The 19,185-nt window shown below is 63.8% G+C and carries 21 protein-coding genes; 11 read left to right on the top strand and 10 right to left on the bottom strand.

Annotated elements, in window-relative coordinates; genetic code table 11:
• Positions 1-46: 46 nt before the first annotated feature.
• Positions 47-1,675 (bottom strand): fatty-acid--CoA ligase, encoded by a 1,629-nt coding sequence (locus tag ACVWY3_RS19800; protein WP_456839978.1) that lies wholly within the window; start codon positions 1,673-1,675, stop codon positions 47-49.
• A gap of 65 nt (positions 1,676-1,740) precedes the next feature.
• Here ACVWY3_RS19800 and ACVWY3_RS19795 point away from each other — a divergent pair, with 65 nt between their 5' ends.
• Positions 1,741-2,817, top strand: a complete 1,077-nt coding sequence (locus tag ACVWY3_RS19795; protein WP_456839977.1) for an extensin family protein — start codon at positions 1,741-1,743, stop codon at positions 2,815-2,817.
• 36 nt (positions 2,818-2,853) lie between these two features.
• Here ACVWY3_RS19795 and ACVWY3_RS19790 read toward each other — a convergent pair whose 3' ends face one another.
• On the bottom strand, positions 2,854-3,540 hold the full coding sequence (locus ACVWY3_RS19790) for a L,D-transpeptidase (protein ID WP_456839976.1): 687 nt from the start codon (positions 3,538-3,540) through the stop codon (positions 2,854-2,856).
• A gap of 338 nt (positions 3,541-3,878) precedes the next feature.
• Between ACVWY3_RS19790 and ACVWY3_RS19785 the strand changes: the two genes are divergently transcribed.
• Both ACVWY3_RS19785 and ACVWY3_RS19780 read left to right on the top strand, forming a co-directional pair.
• The gene (locus tag ACVWY3_RS19785) at positions 3,879-4,856 is read left to right on the top strand and encodes a magnesium transporter CorA family protein (protein ID WP_456839975.1); all 978 of its coding nucleotides are present in this window, start codon (positions 3,879-3,881) and stop codon (positions 4,854-4,856) included.
• 271 nt (positions 4,857-5,127) lie between these two features.
• Positions 5,128-5,346, top strand: coding sequence for a hypothetical protein (locus tag ACVWY3_RS19780; RefSeq protein ID WP_283081168.1), 219 nt, complete (start codon positions 5,128-5,130; stop codon positions 5,344-5,346).
• Positions 5,347-5,652: 306 nt separating this feature from the next.
• Here ACVWY3_RS19780 and ACVWY3_RS19775 read toward each other — a convergent pair whose 3' ends face one another.
• The 3 genes from ACVWY3_RS19775 to pdxH are packed head-to-tail and all read right to left on the bottom strand — an operon-like array spanning position 5,653 to position 7,267.
• Positions 5,653-5,790 carry a hypothetical protein gene (locus ACVWY3_RS19775; protein ID WP_456839974.1) on the bottom strand — a complete coding sequence of 46 codons (138 nt, stop codon included), beginning with the start codon at positions 5,788-5,790 and terminating at the stop codon, positions 5,653-5,655.
• A 57-nt stretch (positions 5,791-5,847) separates the two neighbouring features.
• Positions 5,848-6,600, bottom strand: a complete 753-nt coding sequence (locus tag ACVWY3_RS19770) for an SDR family NAD(P)-dependent oxidoreductase (protein WP_456843401.1) — start codon at positions 6,598-6,600, stop codon at positions 5,848-5,850.
• Positions 6,601-6,625: 25 nt separating this feature from the next.
• The gene (pdxH, locus tag ACVWY3_RS19765) at positions 6,626-7,267 is read right to left on the bottom strand and encodes a pyridoxamine 5'-phosphate oxidase (protein ID WP_235539765.1); all 642 of its coding nucleotides are present in this window, start codon (positions 7,265-7,267) and stop codon (positions 6,626-6,628) included.
• Here pdxH and ACVWY3_RS19760 point away from each other — a divergent pair.
• The gene (locus ACVWY3_RS19760) at positions 7,225-7,782 is read left to right on the top strand and encodes an RT0821/Lpp0805 family surface protein (protein WP_456839973.1); all 558 of its coding nucleotides are present in this window, start codon (positions 7,225-7,227) and stop codon (positions 7,780-7,782) included. The two genes, pdxH and ACVWY3_RS19760, sit on opposite strands and share 43 nt — an antisense overlap.
• Before the next feature lie 186 nt (positions 7,783-7,968).
• On the top strand, positions 7,969-8,931 hold the full coding sequence (locus tag ACVWY3_RS19755) for a DnaJ C-terminal domain-containing protein (protein WP_456839972.1): 963 nt from the start codon (positions 7,969-7,971) through the stop codon (positions 8,929-8,931).
• Positions 8,932-9,311: 380 nt separating this feature from the next.
• On the opposite strand, the gene ACVWY3_RS19750 is transcribed toward ACVWY3_RS19755, so the two are convergent.
• Entirely contained in the window at positions 9,312-10,082 is a 771-nt protein-coding gene (locus ACVWY3_RS19750; protein ID WP_456839971.1) for an anti-sigma factor family protein, read from the bottom strand.
• A gap of 100 nt (positions 10,083-10,182) precedes the next feature.
• The gene (locus ACVWY3_RS19745; RefSeq protein WP_456839970.1) at positions 10,183-10,671 is read right to left on the bottom strand and encodes a sigma-70 family RNA polymerase sigma factor; all 489 of its coding nucleotides are present in this window, start codon (positions 10,669-10,671) and stop codon (positions 10,183-10,185) included.
• 171 nt (positions 10,672-10,842) lie between these two features.
• Here ACVWY3_RS19745 and fabI point away from each other — a divergent pair, with 171 nt between their 5' ends.
• The 3 genes from fabI (at position 10,843) to aroC (ending at position 13,614) form a co-directional block, all read left to right on the top strand.
• Entirely contained in the window at positions 10,843-11,652 is an 810-nt protein-coding gene (gene fabI, locus ACVWY3_RS19740; RefSeq protein ID WP_456839969.1) for an enoyl-ACP reductase FabI, read from the top strand.
• A 108-nt stretch (positions 11,653-11,760) separates the two neighbouring features.
• Complete coding sequence (locus ACVWY3_RS19735) at positions 11,761-12,360, top strand: histidine phosphatase family protein (RefSeq protein ID WP_456839968.1); 600 nt, start codon at positions 11,761-11,763, stop codon at positions 12,358-12,360.
• A 165-nt stretch (positions 12,361-12,525) separates the two neighbouring features.
• Entirely contained in the window at positions 12,526-13,614 is a 1,089-nt protein-coding gene (gene aroC, locus ACVWY3_RS19730; protein WP_456839967.1) for a chorismate synthase, read from the top strand.
• Here the strand turns inward: aroC and ACVWY3_RS19725 are convergent.
• Positions 13,611-14,729, bottom strand: coding sequence for an IS630 family transposase (locus ACVWY3_RS19725; RefSeq protein WP_456838572.1), 1,119 nt, complete (start codon positions 14,727-14,729; stop codon positions 13,611-13,613). The genes aroC and ACVWY3_RS19725 overlap by 4 nt on opposite strands.
• A gap of 206 nt (positions 14,730-14,935) precedes the next feature.
• On the opposite strand from ACVWY3_RS19725, the gene ACVWY3_RS19720 reads away from it, so the two are divergent.
• From ACVWY3_RS19720 to ACVWY3_RS19710, 3 genes are all read left to right on the top strand, one after another.
• Positions 14,936-16,126: an adenylate/guanylate cyclase domain-containing protein gene (locus ACVWY3_RS19720; protein ID WP_456839966.1), complete on the top strand. Its 1,191-nt coding sequence runs from the start codon at positions 14,936-14,938 to the stop codon at positions 16,124-16,126.
• A 183-nt stretch (positions 16,127-16,309) separates the two neighbouring features.
• Positions 16,310-16,588, top strand: coding sequence for a hypothetical protein (locus tag ACVWY3_RS19715; RefSeq protein WP_456839965.1), 279 nt, complete (start codon positions 16,310-16,312; stop codon positions 16,586-16,588).
• A gap of 31 nt (positions 16,589-16,619) precedes the next feature.
• Complete coding sequence (locus ACVWY3_RS19710) at positions 16,620-17,810, top strand: radical SAM protein (protein ID WP_456839964.1); 1,191 nt, start codon at positions 16,620-16,622, stop codon at positions 17,808-17,810.
• 25 nt (positions 17,811-17,835) lie between these two features.
• Here the strand turns inward: ACVWY3_RS19710 and ACVWY3_RS19705 are convergent, their stop codons facing one another.
• Both ACVWY3_RS19705 and ACVWY3_RS19700 read right to left on the bottom strand, forming a co-directional pair.
• A complete protein-coding gene (locus ACVWY3_RS19705) occupies positions 17,836-18,423 on the bottom strand; it encodes a 2-hydroxycarboxylate transporter family protein (protein WP_456839963.1) in 588 nt (195 codons plus the stop codon).
• Positions 18,398-19,159 carry a 2-hydroxycarboxylate transporter family protein gene (locus tag ACVWY3_RS19700; protein WP_456839962.1) on the bottom strand — a complete coding sequence of 254 codons (762 nt, stop codon included), beginning with the start codon at positions 19,157-19,159 and terminating at the stop codon, positions 18,398-18,400. The genes ACVWY3_RS19705 and ACVWY3_RS19700 overlap by 26 nt, the downstream gene beginning before the upstream one ends.
• Between the last annotated feature and the right edge of the window lie 26 nt (positions 19,160-19,185).

Raw genomic sequence — 19,185 nt, 5'->3', positions numbered from 1 at the left:
CTGGTCCTTTCGGACCATCCCGGAATGGCGGTGTGCATCCACGGGCCTACGCCGCCGCGTTCGGGAAGCGGTAATCCTTAAACTGGTCGCGCAGCGCCGTCTTCAGGATTTTGCCCGTCGCCGTATGCGGGATTCCGTCGACGAAGACGACGTCATCGGGCATCCACCATTTGGCGATCTTGCCATCCATGTATTTCAGGATGTCCTCGCGCGTGACCTGCTGGCCCTGCTTGAGTTGAACGATGAGGAGCGGCCGTTCGTCCCATTTCGGATGGAACACACCGATCACGGCGGCCTCGGCCACGGCCGGATGGCCGACCGCGAGGTTTTCCAGGTCGATCGAGGAGATCCACTCGCCGCCGGACTTGATCACGTCCTTGGAGCGGTCGGTGATCCGCATGTAACCGTCCTCGTCGATGGTCGAGACGTCGCCAGTGTCGAAGAAGCCTTCCTCGTCGAGGATGTTGGCATCGACCCGGTAATACGCCTTGGCGACGGCAGGGCCGGAGACCTTGAGGCGGCCAAAGGTCTTGCCGTCCCAGGGCAGCTCCTTGCCGGCATCGTCGGTGATCTTCATCTGCACGCCGAAGGGCGCATAGCCCTGCATCTGGAGCACGTCGAGCTTGGCATCGCCCGTCGCGTTCTGGAACGGCGGCTTCAGCGCGGCGACGCTGCCGATCGGGCTCATCTCGGTCATGCCCCAGGCGTGGCGGACGTTCGAGCCCATGTCGAGGAAGGCCTTGATCATCGAGCGCGGCATCGCCGAGCCGCCGCAGATCACCATCTTGAGGTCCGGCAGCTTGAGGTTATTGGCGGCCATGTGCTGCAGCAGCATCAGCCATACCGTGGGCACGCCGGCGGTGTGCGTCACCTTCTCGGTCGAGAGCAGCTCGTAGACCGAGGCACCGTCGAGCTTGGCGCCGGGCATCACCAGCTTGGTGCCTTGCGAGGGCGCGGAGAAGGCGATGCCCCAGCTGTTGGCGTGGAACAGCGGCACCACCGGCAGCATCGTCTCGGAGGCGCTGGTGCCGAGCGCGTCGACATTGTTGGCCATCAGCGCGTGCAGCACGTTGGAGCGGTGCGAGTACAGCACGCCCTTCGGGTCGCCCGTGGTGCCCGAGGTGTAGCACATCGCGGCCGCCGTGTTCTCGTCAAACTCCTTCCATTTGAATTTGCCGTCGGCCTGCGCGATCCAGTCCTCGTAGGCCACCGCATTCTTCAGCGTGGTCTGCGGCATATGCTCCTTGTCGGTGAGCACGATGTAGCGCTCCACGCTTTCCAGCTTGTCGGCGATCTTCTCCAGGACCGGAACGAAGGTGATGTCGGTCATCACGATGCGGTCCTGCGCATGGTTGACGATCCAGGCGATCTGCTCGGGGAAAAGACGGGGATTGACGGTATGGCAGATGGCGCCGATCCCCATGATGCCGTACCAGACTTCGAGATGGCGCCAGGTGTTCCAGGCGATCGTTGCGACACGGTCGCCGAGCTTGATGCCGTCGCGCTCCAGCATCTGCGAGACCTTCAGCGCGCGCTTGTGGATCTCGGCATAGTTGGTGCGATGGATAGGTCCCTCGACCGATCGGGTAACCACCTCCTGCTTGCCATGAATCCTGGCGGCGTGTTCGATGATCCGGTGGCAGAGCAGGGGCCAATCTTGCATCAAACCGAGCATTCAAACGTTCCTCCGAGAATTCGCTGGGCGGGTTGTCGCTCTCAGCGCTGGGCCAAAGAATTGTCATGAGTTTTAGCGTGCCGGACTTTCGCCGCAAATGGTCTTGTCGCGGCTATATGTCTGCCCGCGTGGCAATGGTTACCGCTACGCTCGGGCTGTCGCTTGTGCTGGCGGAGCGGGCGGAGGCGCGAAAACATGCTACGCCGCTCGATATCTTTGGCCTTGGTACACCACGGCCTCGCGCGGCGGTCCATTCCGCCAGGATCCCGCTTCCGAGACCGCGGCCCGAGGAGGCCCCTAAGGCCTCCGACGAGGACCAGCCGGAGGCGGAGGGCAAGCCGTCACCGGACAAGCCGAATGCTCCCAAGCCGGCCGAGACCGCGCGGCCGTCCGAGAAGCAGCTCTCGGCCTGCCGCCTCGCGCTGACCGAGGACATCGCGATCGCGCCCTCCATCCCCGACATCCGCGGTCCCGGCGCCTGCGGCGGCGAGGATCTGGTGCGGCTCGAGGCCATCGTCCTGCCGGACAAGCGCAAGGTGATGGTCAAGCCAGCGGCGATTCTCCGCTGCACCATGGCCTCCGCCATTGCCGACTGGGTGCGCAAGGACATGGTGCCGCTGGCTGCGAGCCTCGGCACGACCATCAGCGATCTCGACAATTTCGACAGTTTTGAGTGCCGCGGTCGTAATCGCGTGGTCGGCGCAATGCTGTCCGAGCACGCCAAGGCCAACGCGCTTGACGTCCGTGCCATCAAGCTCGCCAACGGGCAGTCGATCGGCCTCACTGACCGCAGCGTGTCGCGCGAGGTGCGCGAGCGCGTGCTGCAGTCGGTCTGTTCGCGGTTCTCCACCGTGCTCGGCCCGGGCTCGGACTGGTACCACGAAGACCATATCCATCTCGACCTTGCGCAGCGGCGCAACGACTACCGGATCTGCCAGTGGAACGTCTGGGATCCCCTGCCGCAGGTCGCCCCGCTGCTGCCGGCGGAACGGCCCGAGGAAGCTCCCCCGCGCGAGGTCGCGGCCAAGCCTGAAGCAAAGGAAGGCGATGATGACCACGCGGCGGAGAAGTCCGCTCCGCACGAGGACAAGCCGGTGCCCGAGAAGAAAGCGTCCAAGGCCGCAACAAAAAAGCGCCGGTGAAACCGGCGCTTTTGAACGTCTGAGATCAGGAAGGGATCAGTAGCTGCCGGCTTGGCCGGTCTGGCTGCTGCCGAGCGCGAGGCGCGAATTGTAGGGCGAGTCGCCGTGCTTCGGCTCGAGCACCACGACGATGGTGCCGACCTTCACGCGGTTGTAGAGGTCGATCGCGTCCTCGTTGGTGAGGCGGATGCAGCCCGACGAGATCGAGGCGCCGATATATTCCGGCTGGTTGGTGCCGTGGATGCGGAACAGCGTGTCCTTGCCGCCCGAGTAGAGATACATCGCGCGGGAGCCCATCGGATTGTCCGGACCCGGCGCGACATAGGTCGGAACGCCAAGGCGCGAAATCTCACCCGGGGTCGGATGCCAGGCCGGCCATTCGGTCATGCTGCCGACCTTGGCGATGCCGGACCAGGCCATGGCCTCTTCGCCGACGGTGATGCCGTAGCGGATCGCCTTGCCGCCCTCGAGCACGTAGTAGAGGTAGTGATTGTCGGAATCGACCACGATCGAGCCCGGCGATTCCTTGCGGTGGTAGTCGACGATGGCGCGGCGGAACGGCTCAGCGACCGGGGTGTTCTCGTACCGGACCTTGGCGAGAAGTTCCTTGTCCTTCGGCTTGAAGGCCTTGGTGTCGGTCGCCTCAAAATGTGTGGCCTGCATGCAGCCCGACAGCATCAGGCCCGCAGCCAAAATACCCAGCGTAACTTTCAGCGACGACATGATTTGGTTCCAATCGACAACAGCAAGCCTTCGTGGGGCTTGAGCCAAGCTCAAGACCACGATTCCGTTGCGCCCATTATCGTAGAAATCTGCCACAATTCCAGCGTTTCGGCCGTTTTCCCGCGCTGCGAGACCCAAGCTGTGGCTTTTTTGCCGCAATTTTTGCGATCCTGGGCTCGTTTTGGGGCGGGAGACGCCGAACTGTCGATTCCGCGCCACGGGTGGGTCACGGCGCCGCCACAAATGCAAACGCTCCATTAATGTGCTTGTCATCATGAACTTGTCAGAATCGCGCTAAGGGCAGTCATTCTGTCGCAGGCCCCTGCTGGAGTTGGTGCATGTTTTCTGTTTTCGTTCCCTCCGAGGGTGCCCTGAAGAAGGCGGTCGTCGAGGATCTCTCGGCGCTGCCGGAGAGCGCGGTCTGGATCGACCTCGTCAATCCGACCGCGGCCGAGGACAAGGCGGTCGAGCGGCTCGCGGGCATCGCCATCCCGACCCGGGAAGACATGCAGGAGATCGAGATCTCCAGCCGCCTCTATATCGAGAACAGCGCGCGCTACATGACGGCGACGCTGATGTGCCACTCCGACACGGACATGCCCCGGACTACGGCCGTGACCTTCATCCTCGGCGACCACCGCCTGGTGACGGTGCGTTACGATCTGCCCAAGCCGTTCGCGCTGGTTGAGGCCAAGCTCGCCCGCTCCTGCACGCCTTCCATCACCGGCGAGATGGTGCTGATGGAGCTGCTGGACGCCGTGATCGACCGTTGCGCCGACATTTTGGAGCGCTGCGGTGCCGAGATCGACCAGGTCTCGCACGACATCTTCGAGCCCGAGAGCGAGCGCCACGGCCACGCCAAGCAATATTCCCAGATCCTGATCTCGATCGGCCGCAAGGGCGATCTGACCTCGAAGGTTCGCGAGAGCCTGGTCTCGATCGGCCGCGTCGTCACCTTCCTCTCCGCGGTGGTCGAGGGCGTGAAATGGTCCAAGGACATGCGCGAGCAGCTCAAGACCATGCAGCGCGACGTGGCGTCACTGACCGACCACGCCTCCTATCTCTCCAACAAGATCACGTTCGTGCTCGACGCCATGCTCGGCGTCGTCAATCTCGAGCAGAACAACATCATCAAGCTGTTTTCGGTCATGGCTGTTGTCCTGATGCCGCCGACGCTGATCGCCTCGATCTACGGCATGAACTTCAAGGTGATGCCGGAGCTCGAATGGGTCCACGGCTATCCGATGGCGCTCGTGATGATGCTGGTCGCCGCCATCGTCCCGTACTGGATCTTCAAGTTCAAGAAGTGGCTGTGAAGCACGATCCGGAACGCGCTTGCGCTGAGATCAGGCTCGAAACGTCAGCTTGACGTTCGTAGTGGTTCAGCGTCGTCAGGCAAAGATACCTACCGATATCTTACGCCGGTCGCTGAGACGCGGTGCATCGTGTCGCAGAATAGAGCGGGATTGCGGCCGCGCCGTGACGTGTGCGCTCCGCCCCAATTCCTCCGGTAAAATTTGAGCGGTGGGCTGAACGTTTGCGCGAAACTTGTCTGCGATAAGCAGTATATAGCCGCGAGGAACAGCCATGGTTGAAAAACACATAACGTCGCCCCGCAACGTCATCGATCTGGCGAACTATCGTCAGGCCGTGGCGAGCGGCAAGGCGTCGTCGATGTCGGCACGCATGTGCCGGCACTGTGGTGCTCCGCTGCTCGACGGCGAGAACGACGACGACTGCTCGACTGCGTTCAGCACGGCCGCTCCGCGGCCGCGCGAGAGGTCACGTCGGATTCGACTCGATTGAGGGACGGAAGGTAAGGGCGATCCAGGTCTTGCGGCGGCGTTGTCTGGATCGCCTGCTTCCGTCTTTCACCAAAAAGCGCGATGAGATCAGGATGAATCGTCATCGCGCTTTAGCTTGTTGTTTGCGCATGATCTTTTCGGAAAACCGCTGCGCACTTTTCCGGATCATGCTTTAGCGTATCACGATCTGCGCGGTCGAGACGATAGTCTCGGCGATGGCGCCGTCACGGTGGAACGAGACGAGATGGTTCTCGACATCGCGCAGCGCCGCCTCGACATGGTCGCCCAATGCTTCAGGCGAGGACGACTAGTAGGTGAGGATGCGCTTGAAGCCGAGCGCCAGCAGCCCGGGTCCGGTGCCGAGATCAATCAGGCTGCTCTCTTGGGTGAGGCCGAGCTTGTGCGCGACGCTGCGGAAGAATTCGGTCGGGTAAGGCGGCCGCAAATGTTCGTAGAGTGAACGCTCTGCTCGCGAACGGGACCATGCTTCCGCCGTCTTGGCCTAAACGTGCTGGCCGCCGTTGATGTGGATCTCGGCGCCGTTGACGTAGGACGAGGTGTCCGTGCACAGCACATAGATGATCTTGGCGACCTCGTCGGGCGTTCCGAGCCGGCGCATCGGGATCTGCTGGTCGACGATCTTTTCGGTCCCCGGCGACAGGATCGAGGTGTCGATCTCGCCCGGCGCGATGGCGTTAACGCGCACGCCGACGCGGCCGAAATCGGAGGCCATCTCGCGCGTCAGCGCGGCGAGCGCGGCCTTCGAGGTGGCGTAGGCAGCGCCCGCAAAGGGATGCACGCGCGAGCCCGCGATCGAGGTGACGTTCACCACCGAGCCCTTGGCCGCTTTCAACTCCGCGATGAGCCCGCGCGCCATCATGATCGGCGCGAAGAAGTTGACGTTGAAGACGTGGGTCCAGGTGTCGAGATCGGTGTCGACCGAGCCGAGCCGTGCGCCGCCGGCGCCCTTGGGCGAGATCGCGGCATTGTTGACCAGCGCATGCAGCGTGCCGCCCTCGAGACGATTGCGGATCTCGGTGATGGCGCGCGCGGTGTCTTCAGGATTGCCGAGGTCGACCTGGATGTGATCCTCGGGGCCCGCATCCCAGGGGCAGTCCTCGGGGAAAGGATGCCGCGAGCAGGTGATGACGCGCCAGCCCGCGGAGGAGAATCGGATCACGGTGGCATGGCCGATGCCGCGGCTCGCTCCGGTCAGGAGCAGCGTGCGGCGCGGCGCGTTGGACGAATGCGGCATGGACATCTTTCAGGTCGGCCCGAGCTCAGGGGTACATCCGCGTCTTGGACCATGGCTGGCCGGCCGCGTCACGGCGAAATTCGATGCGGTCGTGCAGGCGGAATGGGCGGTCGTGCCAGAACTCGATGCGCAGCGGCGTGATGCGCCAGCCGCTCCAGCCGGGCGGCCGCGGCACTTCGCCGATGACGTACCTGGCCGCAACTTTCGCGATCGCCTGTTCGAACGCGAAGCGGCTCTCCAGTGCCTCGGACTGCTTGCTGGCCCAGGCGCCGATCTGCGCCTGCTTCGGCCGGGTCGCGAAATAGGCGTCGGCTTCGGCGTCGGTCACCGGCGTCACGTTGCCGCGGATGCGGACCTGACGGCGCAGCGACTTCCAGTGAAAAAGTAAAGCGGCCTTAGGATTTGCGGCGAGTTCGCGGCCCTTCTGGCTTGCGATGTGGCTGTAGAAGACAAAACCCTCGGTATCGAAGCCCTTCATCAGCACCATGCGCACGTCGGGCAGTCCGTCGGGATCGACGGTCGCGAGCGCCATGGCGTTCGGATCGTTCGGCTCGCTCTTGATCGCCTCGTTGAGCCAGGCCTCGAACAGCGCAAAGGGTTCGTCTGCGGCGGTGAAATCACCGGATGTTAAGGGTGTCTGGTGTTTCATCGAGGTCGTGTCGGTCATGTCCGGAGTCCGAGTTGCGTCCCGCGGCCCAAAACGCGCTGTTGTCCGCTCCCACCCTATATAGGGCATGGGGACGCGTTGGCCTATCGGCGATCCGCCCGTCGGGCCTCGTCCTGACGATCGTCCTGATCGGGCTTGGCGCGGGCGGCTGCAGCTTCTCCCGCAATGACAAGACCGCGTATGCCAAAGCCGACGATAGCGACCTCACCGGTTCGATCGCGCGGAAGGATGTCCCGCCGACCGAGACCGATCTCGCTTTCGCGCGCAATGCCGCCTCCGATGTCCTCAGCAAGGGCGACAAGGATTCGAGCCAGCATTGGGAGAACCCGGAGACGGGGGCGCGCGGCTCGGTGACGCCGATCGCGCAGTCCTATGCCGCCGAGGACGGCCGCAAGTGCCGCGATTTCCTGGCAAGCTATGTCAACGGCAGCACCGAAAGCTGGCTCCAGGGCGCCGGCTGCCAAAGCAGCCATGGCCGTTGGGAGATTCATACGCTAAAGCCATGGCGGAGCTGAGCAGGATCCAGACCCGGAAGGGCGGTGCGCAAGGAGTGTGAACCGGTTTTCCGATAAGATCGTGCTCGAATCGAAGCGGTCCGCTTCACTCGACTAGTTGCAAAAATGCCACTCCGCCCCCACATGGATCGAGGTGGGGTGGGGAGCCCTTTGAACAAATTCGAATGCTTGAAGGAGACGTGACGGATGCGCGACCCCTATGAGGTCTTGGGGGTGCCGCGGAGCGCCAACGCTGCCGCGATCAAGAGCGCCTATCGCAAGCTTGCCAAGAAGCACCATCCCGACAACAACAAAGGCGATCCCAGGGCCGCCGAGCGCTTTGCCGAGATCAACTCGGCCAACGAGATCCTCGGCGATGAGGATAAGCGCAAACAGTTCGACCGCGGCGAGATCGACGCCGAGGGCAAGCCGCGCTTCCAGGGCTTTCCGGGCGGCGGCCCCCGCGGCCGCGCCGGCCCCGGCGGCTTCGAAAGCTATACGTTCCGAAGCGGCGGTGCGGGTGCCGGCCCGGGCGGCGGTGCGTTCGAGGACATCCTCAACAGCATGTTCGGCGGCGGGATGCGCGGCGCGCGGCCCGGAGCCGGCGGCGGCGCCCAGTTCGAGTTCGACACCGGCGGGATCGGGCTCGATCTCGACGTGAATGTCGCCATGTCCGTCTCGCTGGAAGAGGCGGTCAAGGGCGGCGAGAAGCGGGTCCGCCTGCCGAACGGCAAGGAGCTCAACGTCAAGATTCCCGCCGGCGTCACCGAGGGCCAGCAGATCCGGCTGCGCGGCCAGGGCGAGAGCGCCCAGGGCCATCCACCCGGCGACCTGCTGCTCACCATCAACATCGCGCCGCATCCGTACTTCAAGGTCGAGGGCGCGGACCTGCGGATCGACCTGCCGGTCACGCTCTATGAGGCGGTGCTTGGCGGCAAGGTCCGCGTACCCACCCTCGGCAATGCCGTGGAGCTGTCTGTCCCGAAAAACACCTCCAGCGGCCGGACCTTCCGCCTCAAGGGCAAGGGCCTGCCGAAGGCCGGCGGAACCGGGGACCTCTTTGTCACCGTCAGGATTATGCTACCGGACGGGAACGACGCCGAGCTTGAGGCATTGATGGAGAAGTGGCGGGACCAACATCGCTACAATCCGCGTAGCGGGCTCGGTTAGGGCATGATTCGGAAAAGTGCGTAGCGGTTCTCCGAAAGATCATGCCAAAAAGACACAGGGCGCTGTCCGAGACCGTGTCGACGATCGGAGCATTCTCTTCCCCACAGGATGATGCTCAACATACGCCTGAAGCGCGGGCCGCGCTTCGACGCTGACGTCTGAGACGTGTCGGCTGTCCGGCGGGGCGGCCGATAAAAAGGTGCGGCCTCGAGAGGGGGACCAGCGCGGTACCAAAAACCCCAATCGAGGCCGCCCGCGTCGATCGGCGGATCGAACGCCACTCATAATCGCGTGATCACCCGGTGCGATAATGAGACGCACACATGTCTTGATTCGAAATTTTCGATGACGGAATCTGGGCACTGCCCTCGTGCGGTTGTTCAGCCGCCGCTTTTCTCTGCCTGGTCGTAAACGGCTTGCGCCACCTTGGTCAGCCGGTCGCGGTCGGCGCCGCCGCTGACGACATAGCCAACACCGCGCTCGGCCCAGAACAGCGCCCCGTCCTTGTCCGTCTTGGCGTAGCGCATCTGCGTCGCACCATTTTCGGTCTTGGCGCTGTAGATCGTGTAGCGCTCGCCCGAGGCGCCCTCATACATCAGGAACGAGGCCGGACCGTTCGGCCCCGGCAGGAGCCGGCCACCCACGAGCTTCAGCCCGCTCGCCTCCAGGTTCGGCGCGAACACAGTCCAGCCGCAGCGCCTGGTCAGCCAGGCCTGAAGGTGGTCGCGCTCATTGCCGCCGACCTCGACCGGATGCCGGACCTCGACGACATAGAGGCGGTGGGCGCCGAGCGCATCCGCCGTGAAGCTCTGGAAGGCCGAGGGGGCGTTGGCGGCGCCGTGGGCGAGCCAGCCGGCGGAGCCGCCGGCGACGAAAGCGACCAGCACAGCCGCTGCGGCGCCATACAGCCATTGCCGCGGCCGGCGCTCCAGGCGCTCGAGCTCCAGCCGCGCCGGCACCGGCTCCAGGGCGACGGCGTCGTAGCGGGCGTGCAGCATCTCGGCCATGGCGCGCCAGGATTGCACGCGCTCGGCATCTTCAGGGTGGGCGGCGAGCCAGGCCTCGACATCGGCACGGCGCTCGGTCGGCAATTCGCCATCGACATAGGCGTGCAGTTCGTCCTCGGTCACTGGAATATTGCGGTCGTTCATATCGTTAGTCTCTGGCTCTGCGGCCCAAAATGTTCTTCGTGATTCGACGTTGCTCGCCTCATCGGCAGGCGGGACAAAACGCTATGCATCGATCCTGCCATCATTTCACCCGCCTGAGCGCCGGGCGCTCGCCGTCCAGTGAGGCTTTGACGTGGGCGCGGGCACGCGCCAGGCGCGACATCACGGTGCCGATCGGCACGCCCTGGATGTCGGCAACCTCGCGGTAGCTCATGCCCTCCAGCATCACCAGGAGCAGCACAGAGCGTTGCTCCTCGACCAGCGTCGCCAGCGCCTTCTCGATGTCGCGTCCTTCGGCTTCGGTCCCGCTGGCGTCGGGGTTGTTCTCCGTCAGTTGCATGAATTGCGGCCGCCTTGCCAGCGAGCGCCGCCGGTTCTTGTTCAGGTTGGTCAGGATCGTGTAGAGCCAGCTCCTGACATCGCCTCCGAGAAACAGGCGCTCCGAACGCAGCGCCCGCACCAAGGTGTCCTGCACCAGATCGTCGGCCGCATCCGCATCGCGCGTCAGCGCGCGAGCGTAGCGGCGCAACGCCGGGATCATGGCTTCCACACTCTGGCGAAACGCACTCATTGCCGTCTTGACGTTCCTAACGATCGGCGCGAACGCCTCGATCATCATAACACCCGAACGGAACGGCTATTCCGGCGCTCGAAACAGCGTTAACGCCGCGTATTAGGGCTGTACCGCAGGGGAGGGGTGGTGTACCTCCAGACGTCAACCCGCTCGATGGGACGTGAAGAAATGGCGCAGAATTCAGGTCTGATGCAAGGCAAGCGCGGAGTGATCCTCGGCGTCGCCAACAACCGCTCGATCGCCTGGGGCATTGCCAAGGCATGCCACGCCGCCGGCGCCGAGCTCGCCTTCACCTATCAGGGCGATGCGCTGAAGAAGCGTGTCGAGCCGCTCGCTGCCGAGATCGGCGGCCTCGTGCTCGGCCATTGCGACGTGACCGACGCTGCGACCATCGACGCGTCGTTTGCGGTGCTGAAGGAGAAGTGGGGCAAGATCGACTTCCTGGTGCACGCGATCGCCTATGGCGAGCAGCTCGACGGCCGCTATGTCGACACCACACAGGAGAATTTTTCGAAGTCGATGCTGATCTCCTGCTATTCGTTCACGGCGGTGGCGCAGCGCGCCGAGAAGCTGATGACCGACGGCGGCTCGCTGATCACGCTGTCTTATTACGGCGCCGAGAAGTGGATGCCGCATTACAACGTGATGGGCGTGGCCAAGGCCGCGCTGGAAGCCAGCGTGCGCTATCTCGCTGCCGATCTCGGCGAGAAGAACATCCGCGTCAACGCGATCTCGGCAGGTCCGATCAAGACGCTCGCCGCGTCCGGCATCGGCGACTTCCGCTATATCCTGAAGTGGAACGAGTACAACGCGCCGATGCGGCGCAACGTGTCGACCGAGGACGTCGGCGGCAGCGCGCTGTATTTCCTCTCCGATCTGTCGCGCGGCGTCACCGGCGAGGTGCATCACGTCGATTCCGGATATCACGTGCTCGGCATGAAGCGTCCGGACGCGCCGGACATTTCGCTGGGTGGCTAGAGCATGATCCGGACAAGTGGCAACCGGTTTTCCCTCGCGACAAACGCGGAACGCGTTTGCGCGGAGATCATGCTCAAACAAGAGAACTGATCTTCAGCTGCAATTGCAATGCCCGTGCCCACGATCTACTTCCTTCGCCACGGCGAGACCGAGTGGAATGCGCTCGGACGGCTCCAGGGCACCAGGGACGTCCCGCTGAACGCGCGCGGCCGCGGTCAGGCCGTGCACGCCGCCGGCGTGCTGGCGGATCTGTTCGAGCGTGACGGCCAGGACCGCGCGGCACTGCCCTACGTGTCGAGCCCGCTCGGCCGGGCTCGCCAGACCATGGAACTCGTGCGCGGCAAGCTCGAACTCCCGCCTGCCGACTATTCGCTCGACGATCGCCTGCGCGAGATCGGCTACGGCAGCTGGGAAGGGCTGACCCTCGTCGAGAGCGAAGCGGCCGACCCTGAGGTCTACGCAAGGCGCCTCGCCGACAAGTGGACGGTGGCCCCGAGCGGCGGCGAGACCTATGCGGCGGTGCAGCTGCGCATGCTCGACTGGTACGAGTCCATCCTGGTCGACACCGTCGCGGTTGCCCATGGCGGCACCTGCCGGGCCCTGATGGTGGCGTTGGGGCTGGAGACCCCAGCCAGCGCCGCCGACCTCTATATCGAACAGGGCGCCGTCTACGTGTTCCGCGAGGGGCGGCTGGAGAAGTTTAGTTAATCTCACCCAACTGTCATTCCGGGGCGGTGCGCAGCACCGAACCCTAAATCTCGAGATGGGTCTGGTCCTTCGGACCATCCCGCAATGACGGGAACAGCGTTTGACGGTTCCTGTCTTGCGCGCTACCACGCGATGTAAATTGTCAACATCAGGCGACAGCCAAGCATGTCCTTCAACACCTTCGGCCACATGTTCCGCGTCACCACCTTTGGCGAGAGCCATGGGGTGGCGATCGGCTGTGTGGTTGACGGCTGCCCGCCGATGATCCCGCTGACCGAGGCCGATATCCAAAAGGATCTCGACCGTCGCCGGCCCGGCCAGTCGCGCTTCACCACCCAGCGACAGGAGCCGGACCAGGTGAAAATCCTGTCCGGCGTGATGGCGCATCCGGAGACCGGCGTGCAGGTGACGACCGGCACCCCGATCGGGCTCCTGATCGAGAACACCGACCAGCGCTCGAAGGACTATTCCGAGATCAAGGACAAGTTTCGTCCTGGCCATGCCGACTTCACCTATGAGGCGAAATACGGCCTGCGCGACTACCGCGGCGGCGGCCGCTCCTCGGCGCGCGAGACCGCGATGCGGGTTGCCGCCGGCGCGATCGCGCGAAAGGTGCTCCCCGATGTGAAGGTGCGCGGCGCGCTGGTGCAGATCGGCCCGCACAAGATCGACCGCGACAAGTGGGACTGGGACGAGGTCGGCAGAAATCCGTTCTTCTGTCCGGACAAGGACAAGGCCGCGTTCTTCGAGACCTATCTCGACGGCATCCGCAAGAGCGGCTCCTCGATCGGCGCGGTGCTCGAGATCGTCGCCGAGGGCGTGCCGGCCGGCTTAGGTGCGCCGATCTACGCCAAGCTCGATTCCGATCTCGCCGGCGCGATGATGACCATCAACGCCGTCAAGGGTGTCGAGATCGGCGCCGGCTTTGGCGCGGCGGAGCTCACCGGTGAAGAAAACGCGGACGAGATGCGCACCGGCAATGACGGCACGCGCTTTCTCTCCAACCATGCCGGCGGCATTTTGGGCGGCATCTCGACGGGACAGCCGGTGGTGGTGCGCTTCGCCGTGAAGCCGACCTCGTCGATCCTCCAGCCGCGTCTCACCGTCGATCGTAAGGGCGCCGACACCGAGATTTTCACCAAGGGCCGTCACGACCCCTGCGTCGGCATCCGCGCGGTCCCCGTCGGCGAGGCCATGATGGCCTGCGTGCTGGCCGACCACTTTTTGCGCGACCGCGGGCAGGTCGGGCGCTAGTGTCCTGAACCAGAAGTTCGCAACATTGGTCCGTTTTGTGCCGGGGCATTGTATCGGCAGAAGCGCTCGATGGAAGCAAGGATGTCGTCAGCGGACTTGGTCCATCGGAATGGTTTCGGATCGGCATTGTGTCGTTCGATGAACGAGGTGATGTCCGCCCTGAGGGCAGCGACACTGCGATAGACGCCGCGCCTGATCTTCTTATCGGTAAGGAGCGCGAAGAAGCGCTCGACCTGATTGAGCCATGACGAACTGGTCGGAGTCAGGTGCACATGCCAACGCGGCCTTTTGGCTAGCCATTTCCGGATCAGCGGCGTCTTGTGCGTTGCATAGTTATCCATGACGAGATGGACGTCGAGTTCGCCCGGTACGGCGGCCTCGATCTCGTCGAGGAACTTGCGGAACTCGGCGGCTCGGTGGCGTCCGTAGCATTTGCCGATGACCCGTCCGGTCGCAATGTCGAGAGCGGCGAACAGCGATGTGGTGCCGTGCCTTTTGTAGTCATGGCTCCTTCGAGCCGGCTGACCGGGACGCATCGGCAGCATCGGCTGACTGCGGTCCAGCGCCTGGATTTGGGACTTTTCGTCTACACACAGAACGATGGCGTGTGCCGGCGGCGAGACGTAAAGGCCGACGACGTCGCGCACCTTGGCGACGAAGTTCGGATCGGTGGAGAGCTTGAATGTCTCTAGCCGGTGCGGCTGGAGCCCGAAGGCCCGCCAGATGCGTTGCACCGTTGACACCGACAGGCCGCTGGCCTTCGCCATGCCCCGAGAACTCCAATGAGTGGCGTTCTCGGGGCAGCTTTCCAGCGTCCGCACGATCACAGCTTCGATGCGGGCATCGTCAATGGTGCGCGGCGCCCCGGAACGCGGCTCGTCGTGCAGCCCGGCCACGCGCTGCTCTACAAAACGCTGCCGCCACTTGCCTACCGTTCCCCGCTCCAGGCCTAGCTTGGCCGCCACCTCCTTGTTCTGACCGCCTTCCGCGCAGGTCAGCACGATCCGGGCTCTCAGAGCCAGCGCCTGCGCCGTTTTCCGCCGCATCGTCAGCGACTGAAGTTCGGCAAGCTCATCATCGCTCAATATCAGGGGCGCAAGCCGCTGGGCCGACATCAGATCCTCCGTCGCTGTTACAGCCGCCATCTCTGGCACAGCGACGCGAATCTACTGCGAATCTACGATTGCGAACTTGTGACTCAGGACACTAGTTCTTCACCTTTCCCCGCTGGGAAGAGGTACGGTGCTTGAAGCTCCTCGTGTCGCGGCACCAGTTTACCGCGTAGCTTGACGTCCACACAACTTCATCCGCTAATGCGGTCATGCAAAGCTCCGAGCTCCAGCGCATCACCAACTGGCTGATCGACGGCGCGCGGTCGTCCGGGACTCCGGCCGAGATGATCACCGAGGTCTGCGAGCATCTGGTCGAGGCCGGCCTGCCGCTATGGCGCTTCGGCATCTTCATCCGCACGCTGCATCCGGAGATATTCGGCCGCAACTTCATCTGGCGGCAGGGCGAGGAGGTCGAGGTCGGCACCGTCGATTTCAAGATCCTGGAGACGCCCGAATTCGCCAGGAGCCCGCTCCGAATCGTGTTCGAGCAAGGCCTGGAGGTCCGCGGACGGATGGACGATCCGGACAGCAAGCGGTTTCCATTTCTCGACGACATTCGAGCCGAAGGGGCGACCGACTATATCGCGGTGCCGATGCCGTTTCTCGACGGCTCGGTACATGCGACGAGCTGGGTGACACGGCATCCCGGCGGCTTCAGCGAAGACCACATCGCGGCTATCCGTTCTATCGTGACGCCGCTCGCGCGCGTCGCCGAGATCATCAGCCTGCGCCGCACCGCCGAGATGCTGCTCGACACCTATGTCGGTAACCGCGCCGGCGCGCGCATCCTCGGCGGCCAAATCCGCCGCGGCCACAACGACACCATGCAGGCCGCGATCTGGCTCTCCGATCTGCGCGGCTTCACCGCGCTGTCGGACCGGCTGCCGGCCGAGACCGTAGTCGAGATCCTGAACCAGTATTTCGACTGCCAGGTCGCCGCGATTCGCGGCCATGGCGGCGAGGTGCTGAAGTTCATGGGCGACGGGCTGCTCGCGGTGTTCCCGATCGACGAATATGTCGGTGATGCCTCGCACGTCTGCTCCCGCGTGCTGGAGGCTGCGCGCGAATCCCGCGCCAGCGTCGAGGCGCTCGCCTTTCCTGTCGGCGACGTCGTTGAACGCTTCCGCTTCGGTGTCGCGCTCCACGTCGGCAACATCCTTTACGGCAATATCGGCGGCGGCAACCGCCTCGACTTCACCTGCATCGGCCCCGCCGTCAATCTCGCCGCGCGGCTGGAGAAGATCGCCGGCCGGCTCGGCCGCACCATCGTCGCCTCGGAAGGCTTTGCCAATGTCTGCCGTCACGACTGGCGCGCGCTCGGCGATTTTCCGATCGCGGGATTTTCGAAAGCCCAGCGCGTCTACGGGCTCGGCGAGGAGACGCCGGTGGTGATGGCGTAAGGCGGGCTCGGTCCAGGAGCAGTATCTGCTCTTTGAGCCGAGCAGACCGGGCGGAAGTCCGAACGGCCCCGAGACATTGCCGCTACAACAGAAAAGGTATAGTGTCTGTGATTGCTCAGCCGGCTCGACATGCCGGCCTTTCGTTCGATCCCTGCAGCGCGTCGCGAAAAGAGGAGCACAATCATGCCGATTACGACGCTGAAGGTCTTGGCGAGCCTCATTCAATTGCATGGGCCGGGCGCAACCATTCAGAGCGACCATCAGGGTATCGACGCATTGCTGAACGATCTGCGCGGACAGGGTGCGGAGCAAAGCGTTGTCGCCGACGAACCCGTGGCGACCCAGGCCGCTTTTAGACGGGGCGGTTTTGCCAAGGGAGCCAATGCAGGCGCGTTTCGCAGGGCGGCATACGCTCCTGGCGTCGGCGCGTTCCGCCGAGGAGGATTCGTTCGAGGGTACTAGATAGCTTCCTCCAGCCCGTCGCGGTATCGGCATGTCGGCTGACGGTCCAGATCGTGTCGCCTTCCAGGAACAGCCGATCACGCAGTTGCTGGTCAAGGTCGCGACCAGATGCAACATCGACTGCTCCTATTGTTACTGGTTCCGCGACGCGTCCGTTTATACCAAACCGAAGCTGATGAGCCCTGACGTGCGGCATCGATTGCTGCAGCGCATCGAGGAGCACCTCGTCAGATATTCCCTCGTCGATTTTCCCATCGTTCTGCACGGCGGCGAGCCGTTGCTGTGGGGCGTTGAGAACTTCCACCGTTTCGCCGAGGCCTGCGAGGCGATTTCATCACGGACGGGCTGCGACATACCCATCGCAGTCACGACGAACGGCATGTTGATCGATGACGAATGGCTTGCCTGCTTCGAGGCGCGCAACATTTCGGTCGCGATCAGCCTGGACGGGCCGGCCGATATTCACGACCTCCACCGCAAGACATTTCAGGGTACGGGCACCCATGCCGCCGTGGAACGTGCCGCCCGCATGCTGGTATCGCGCAACATTGGCGTCATTGCCCTGGCCGTCTGCAATCCCGCTTACGCGCCGCAGCAATACGCTGATTTTTTTGCCGCGTGTGGGATCTCCAATTACGACATCATGATCCCCGACGCGACGGTGGATGAGAAGCCGCCTTCCATTGCCGCCTTCTACAACGGACTGTTTGCCCTGTGGCTGGAGGCAAATCGCACGACGCCTGCGACCGACATCCGCATCATCTCCGACATGATCACCGCCCTGCTTGGCAACAATTCGCCGACCGAGGGCGTGGGTCACAAACCGGTCGAGCTTTGCACCGTGATGACCGATGGCACCGTGGAGGCCCACGATGTGCTGCGGATTGCGGGCGACGGGTTCACGAACACCAAGTTCAACATCTTCGATCATGCGATCGATGAGGTCCGCAATGAGCCGCGCTGGAAGGCCGCGCGCGATGCTTCAATCAATCTTTGCGAGAAGTGTCGCCAATGCAAGTTCATGAACGCCTGCGGGGGAGGCTATCTTCCGCACCGCTTCTCCAAGATAAACGGCTACGACAATCCTTCGGTCTATTGCGATGATCTCTATTCGATGTTCGAGAACATGCAATCAGTTCTGGAGAGCCATCTCTACGTCAGCAGGCCCGACGGGCGGCGCGTCAATGTGCGCGACACATTGGCAGGCAGCGGCTCGGTGTGATCACCGGCCGCCCCGCGACAGCCCGTCAATACGCGACCTTCATCGCCAGTGTCGCGATCACGATCATGACGGCGCCGCCGACGCGGGTGGCGATCTGGGCGAAGGCCATCAGGCCCATGCGGTCCGCGGCGCCGAGGATGGCGACGTCGCCGGTGCCGCCGAGCCCGGAATGACAGGCCGTCACGATCGCCGCCTCGACCGGATACATGTTCAGCCACTTGCCGACGAAGAAGCCGGAGGCGACCATCGCCAGCACCGTCGCGGTGCAGACCGCGATGTAGCCTGGATTGAAGGAGGCGACGAGCTGCTGCCACGACACCAGCAGCGTTCCCATCGCGACGAGGATCGCGAAGGTGAGGTTGGTCGACATGAATTTGTTGATCTGATATGCGCCAAGCTCCATCTCCGCCGGCAAAAGCTTCGTCAGCTTGAGTACGACCGCCGCGATGATCATCAGGATCGGACCGGGAATGCCGGTATAGGGCGCAAGCACCATGCCGAGCACGAACAGCACGCAGGACAGCACGATGCCGGCACCGAGCAGGCCGAGATCGATCGGACGATCGGATCGCGCAGGGCCCAGGATGTCATTGTCGCCGGTCTTGACCAGCATGCCCCGACCGTTGAGGTCGCGGCGTTTTTCCTCCGAGGCGAGCGAGAAGTCCGGCCGCGACGATGGCGACGACGTTGCCGAGCAGGGCTGCGGGCACCATCTGCGCCACGAGCTCGCCTTGCGGCCGGTGCAGCATCTCCGCATAGGCGATCGACAGCGGCAGCACGCCCTCAGCAAGCCCGCCGCCGATGATCGGGATGATCACGAAGAAGAATGTCTCCTTGGGGCTGTGACCGAACAGCAGCCCGACCGCCATGCCGATCGCGATCGCGCTCAGCGTGCCGACCAGCAGCGGCACGAACATCCGGATGAAGCCTTGCACCAGGACACGATGCGGCATGCCGAGGATCGAGCCTGCGACCAGGCAGGCGATGAAGAAGTACTGGAAATTGGCGGTGCGGAATGTCGTCGTGATCGCCTTGTGCGCCGCCTCGGGCATCAGGCCGTAGCTGACGAGCGCGGCCGGCACGAACAGGCACAGGATCGCCGTGCCGCCGATCCGCTTCAGTACCGGAATGGTCTGGCCGAGCTTGCCGAGCAGGAAGCCGAGCAGCATCAGCACGGAGAGGCCGCCGATCACGTCGTTGGGGAGTTTGCCGGTATAGATTGCAGCCGCACAGACCAGCGCAGCGGCAACATAGACCGTGATCGGCAGCGGGCCGATTCTGAGCGCCGCGAGTGCGGACGACGGGGCGGGCTGCGCCGCATCGTCAAGCTTCATGGTCGTGTCGGTCAAGATTGCCTCCCTGTGTTGTTTCGTTT

The organism is Bradyrhizobium sp. USDA 4486, assembly GCF_054057995.1.
This window is presented reverse-complemented; position numbering and strand designations above follow the sequence as displayed.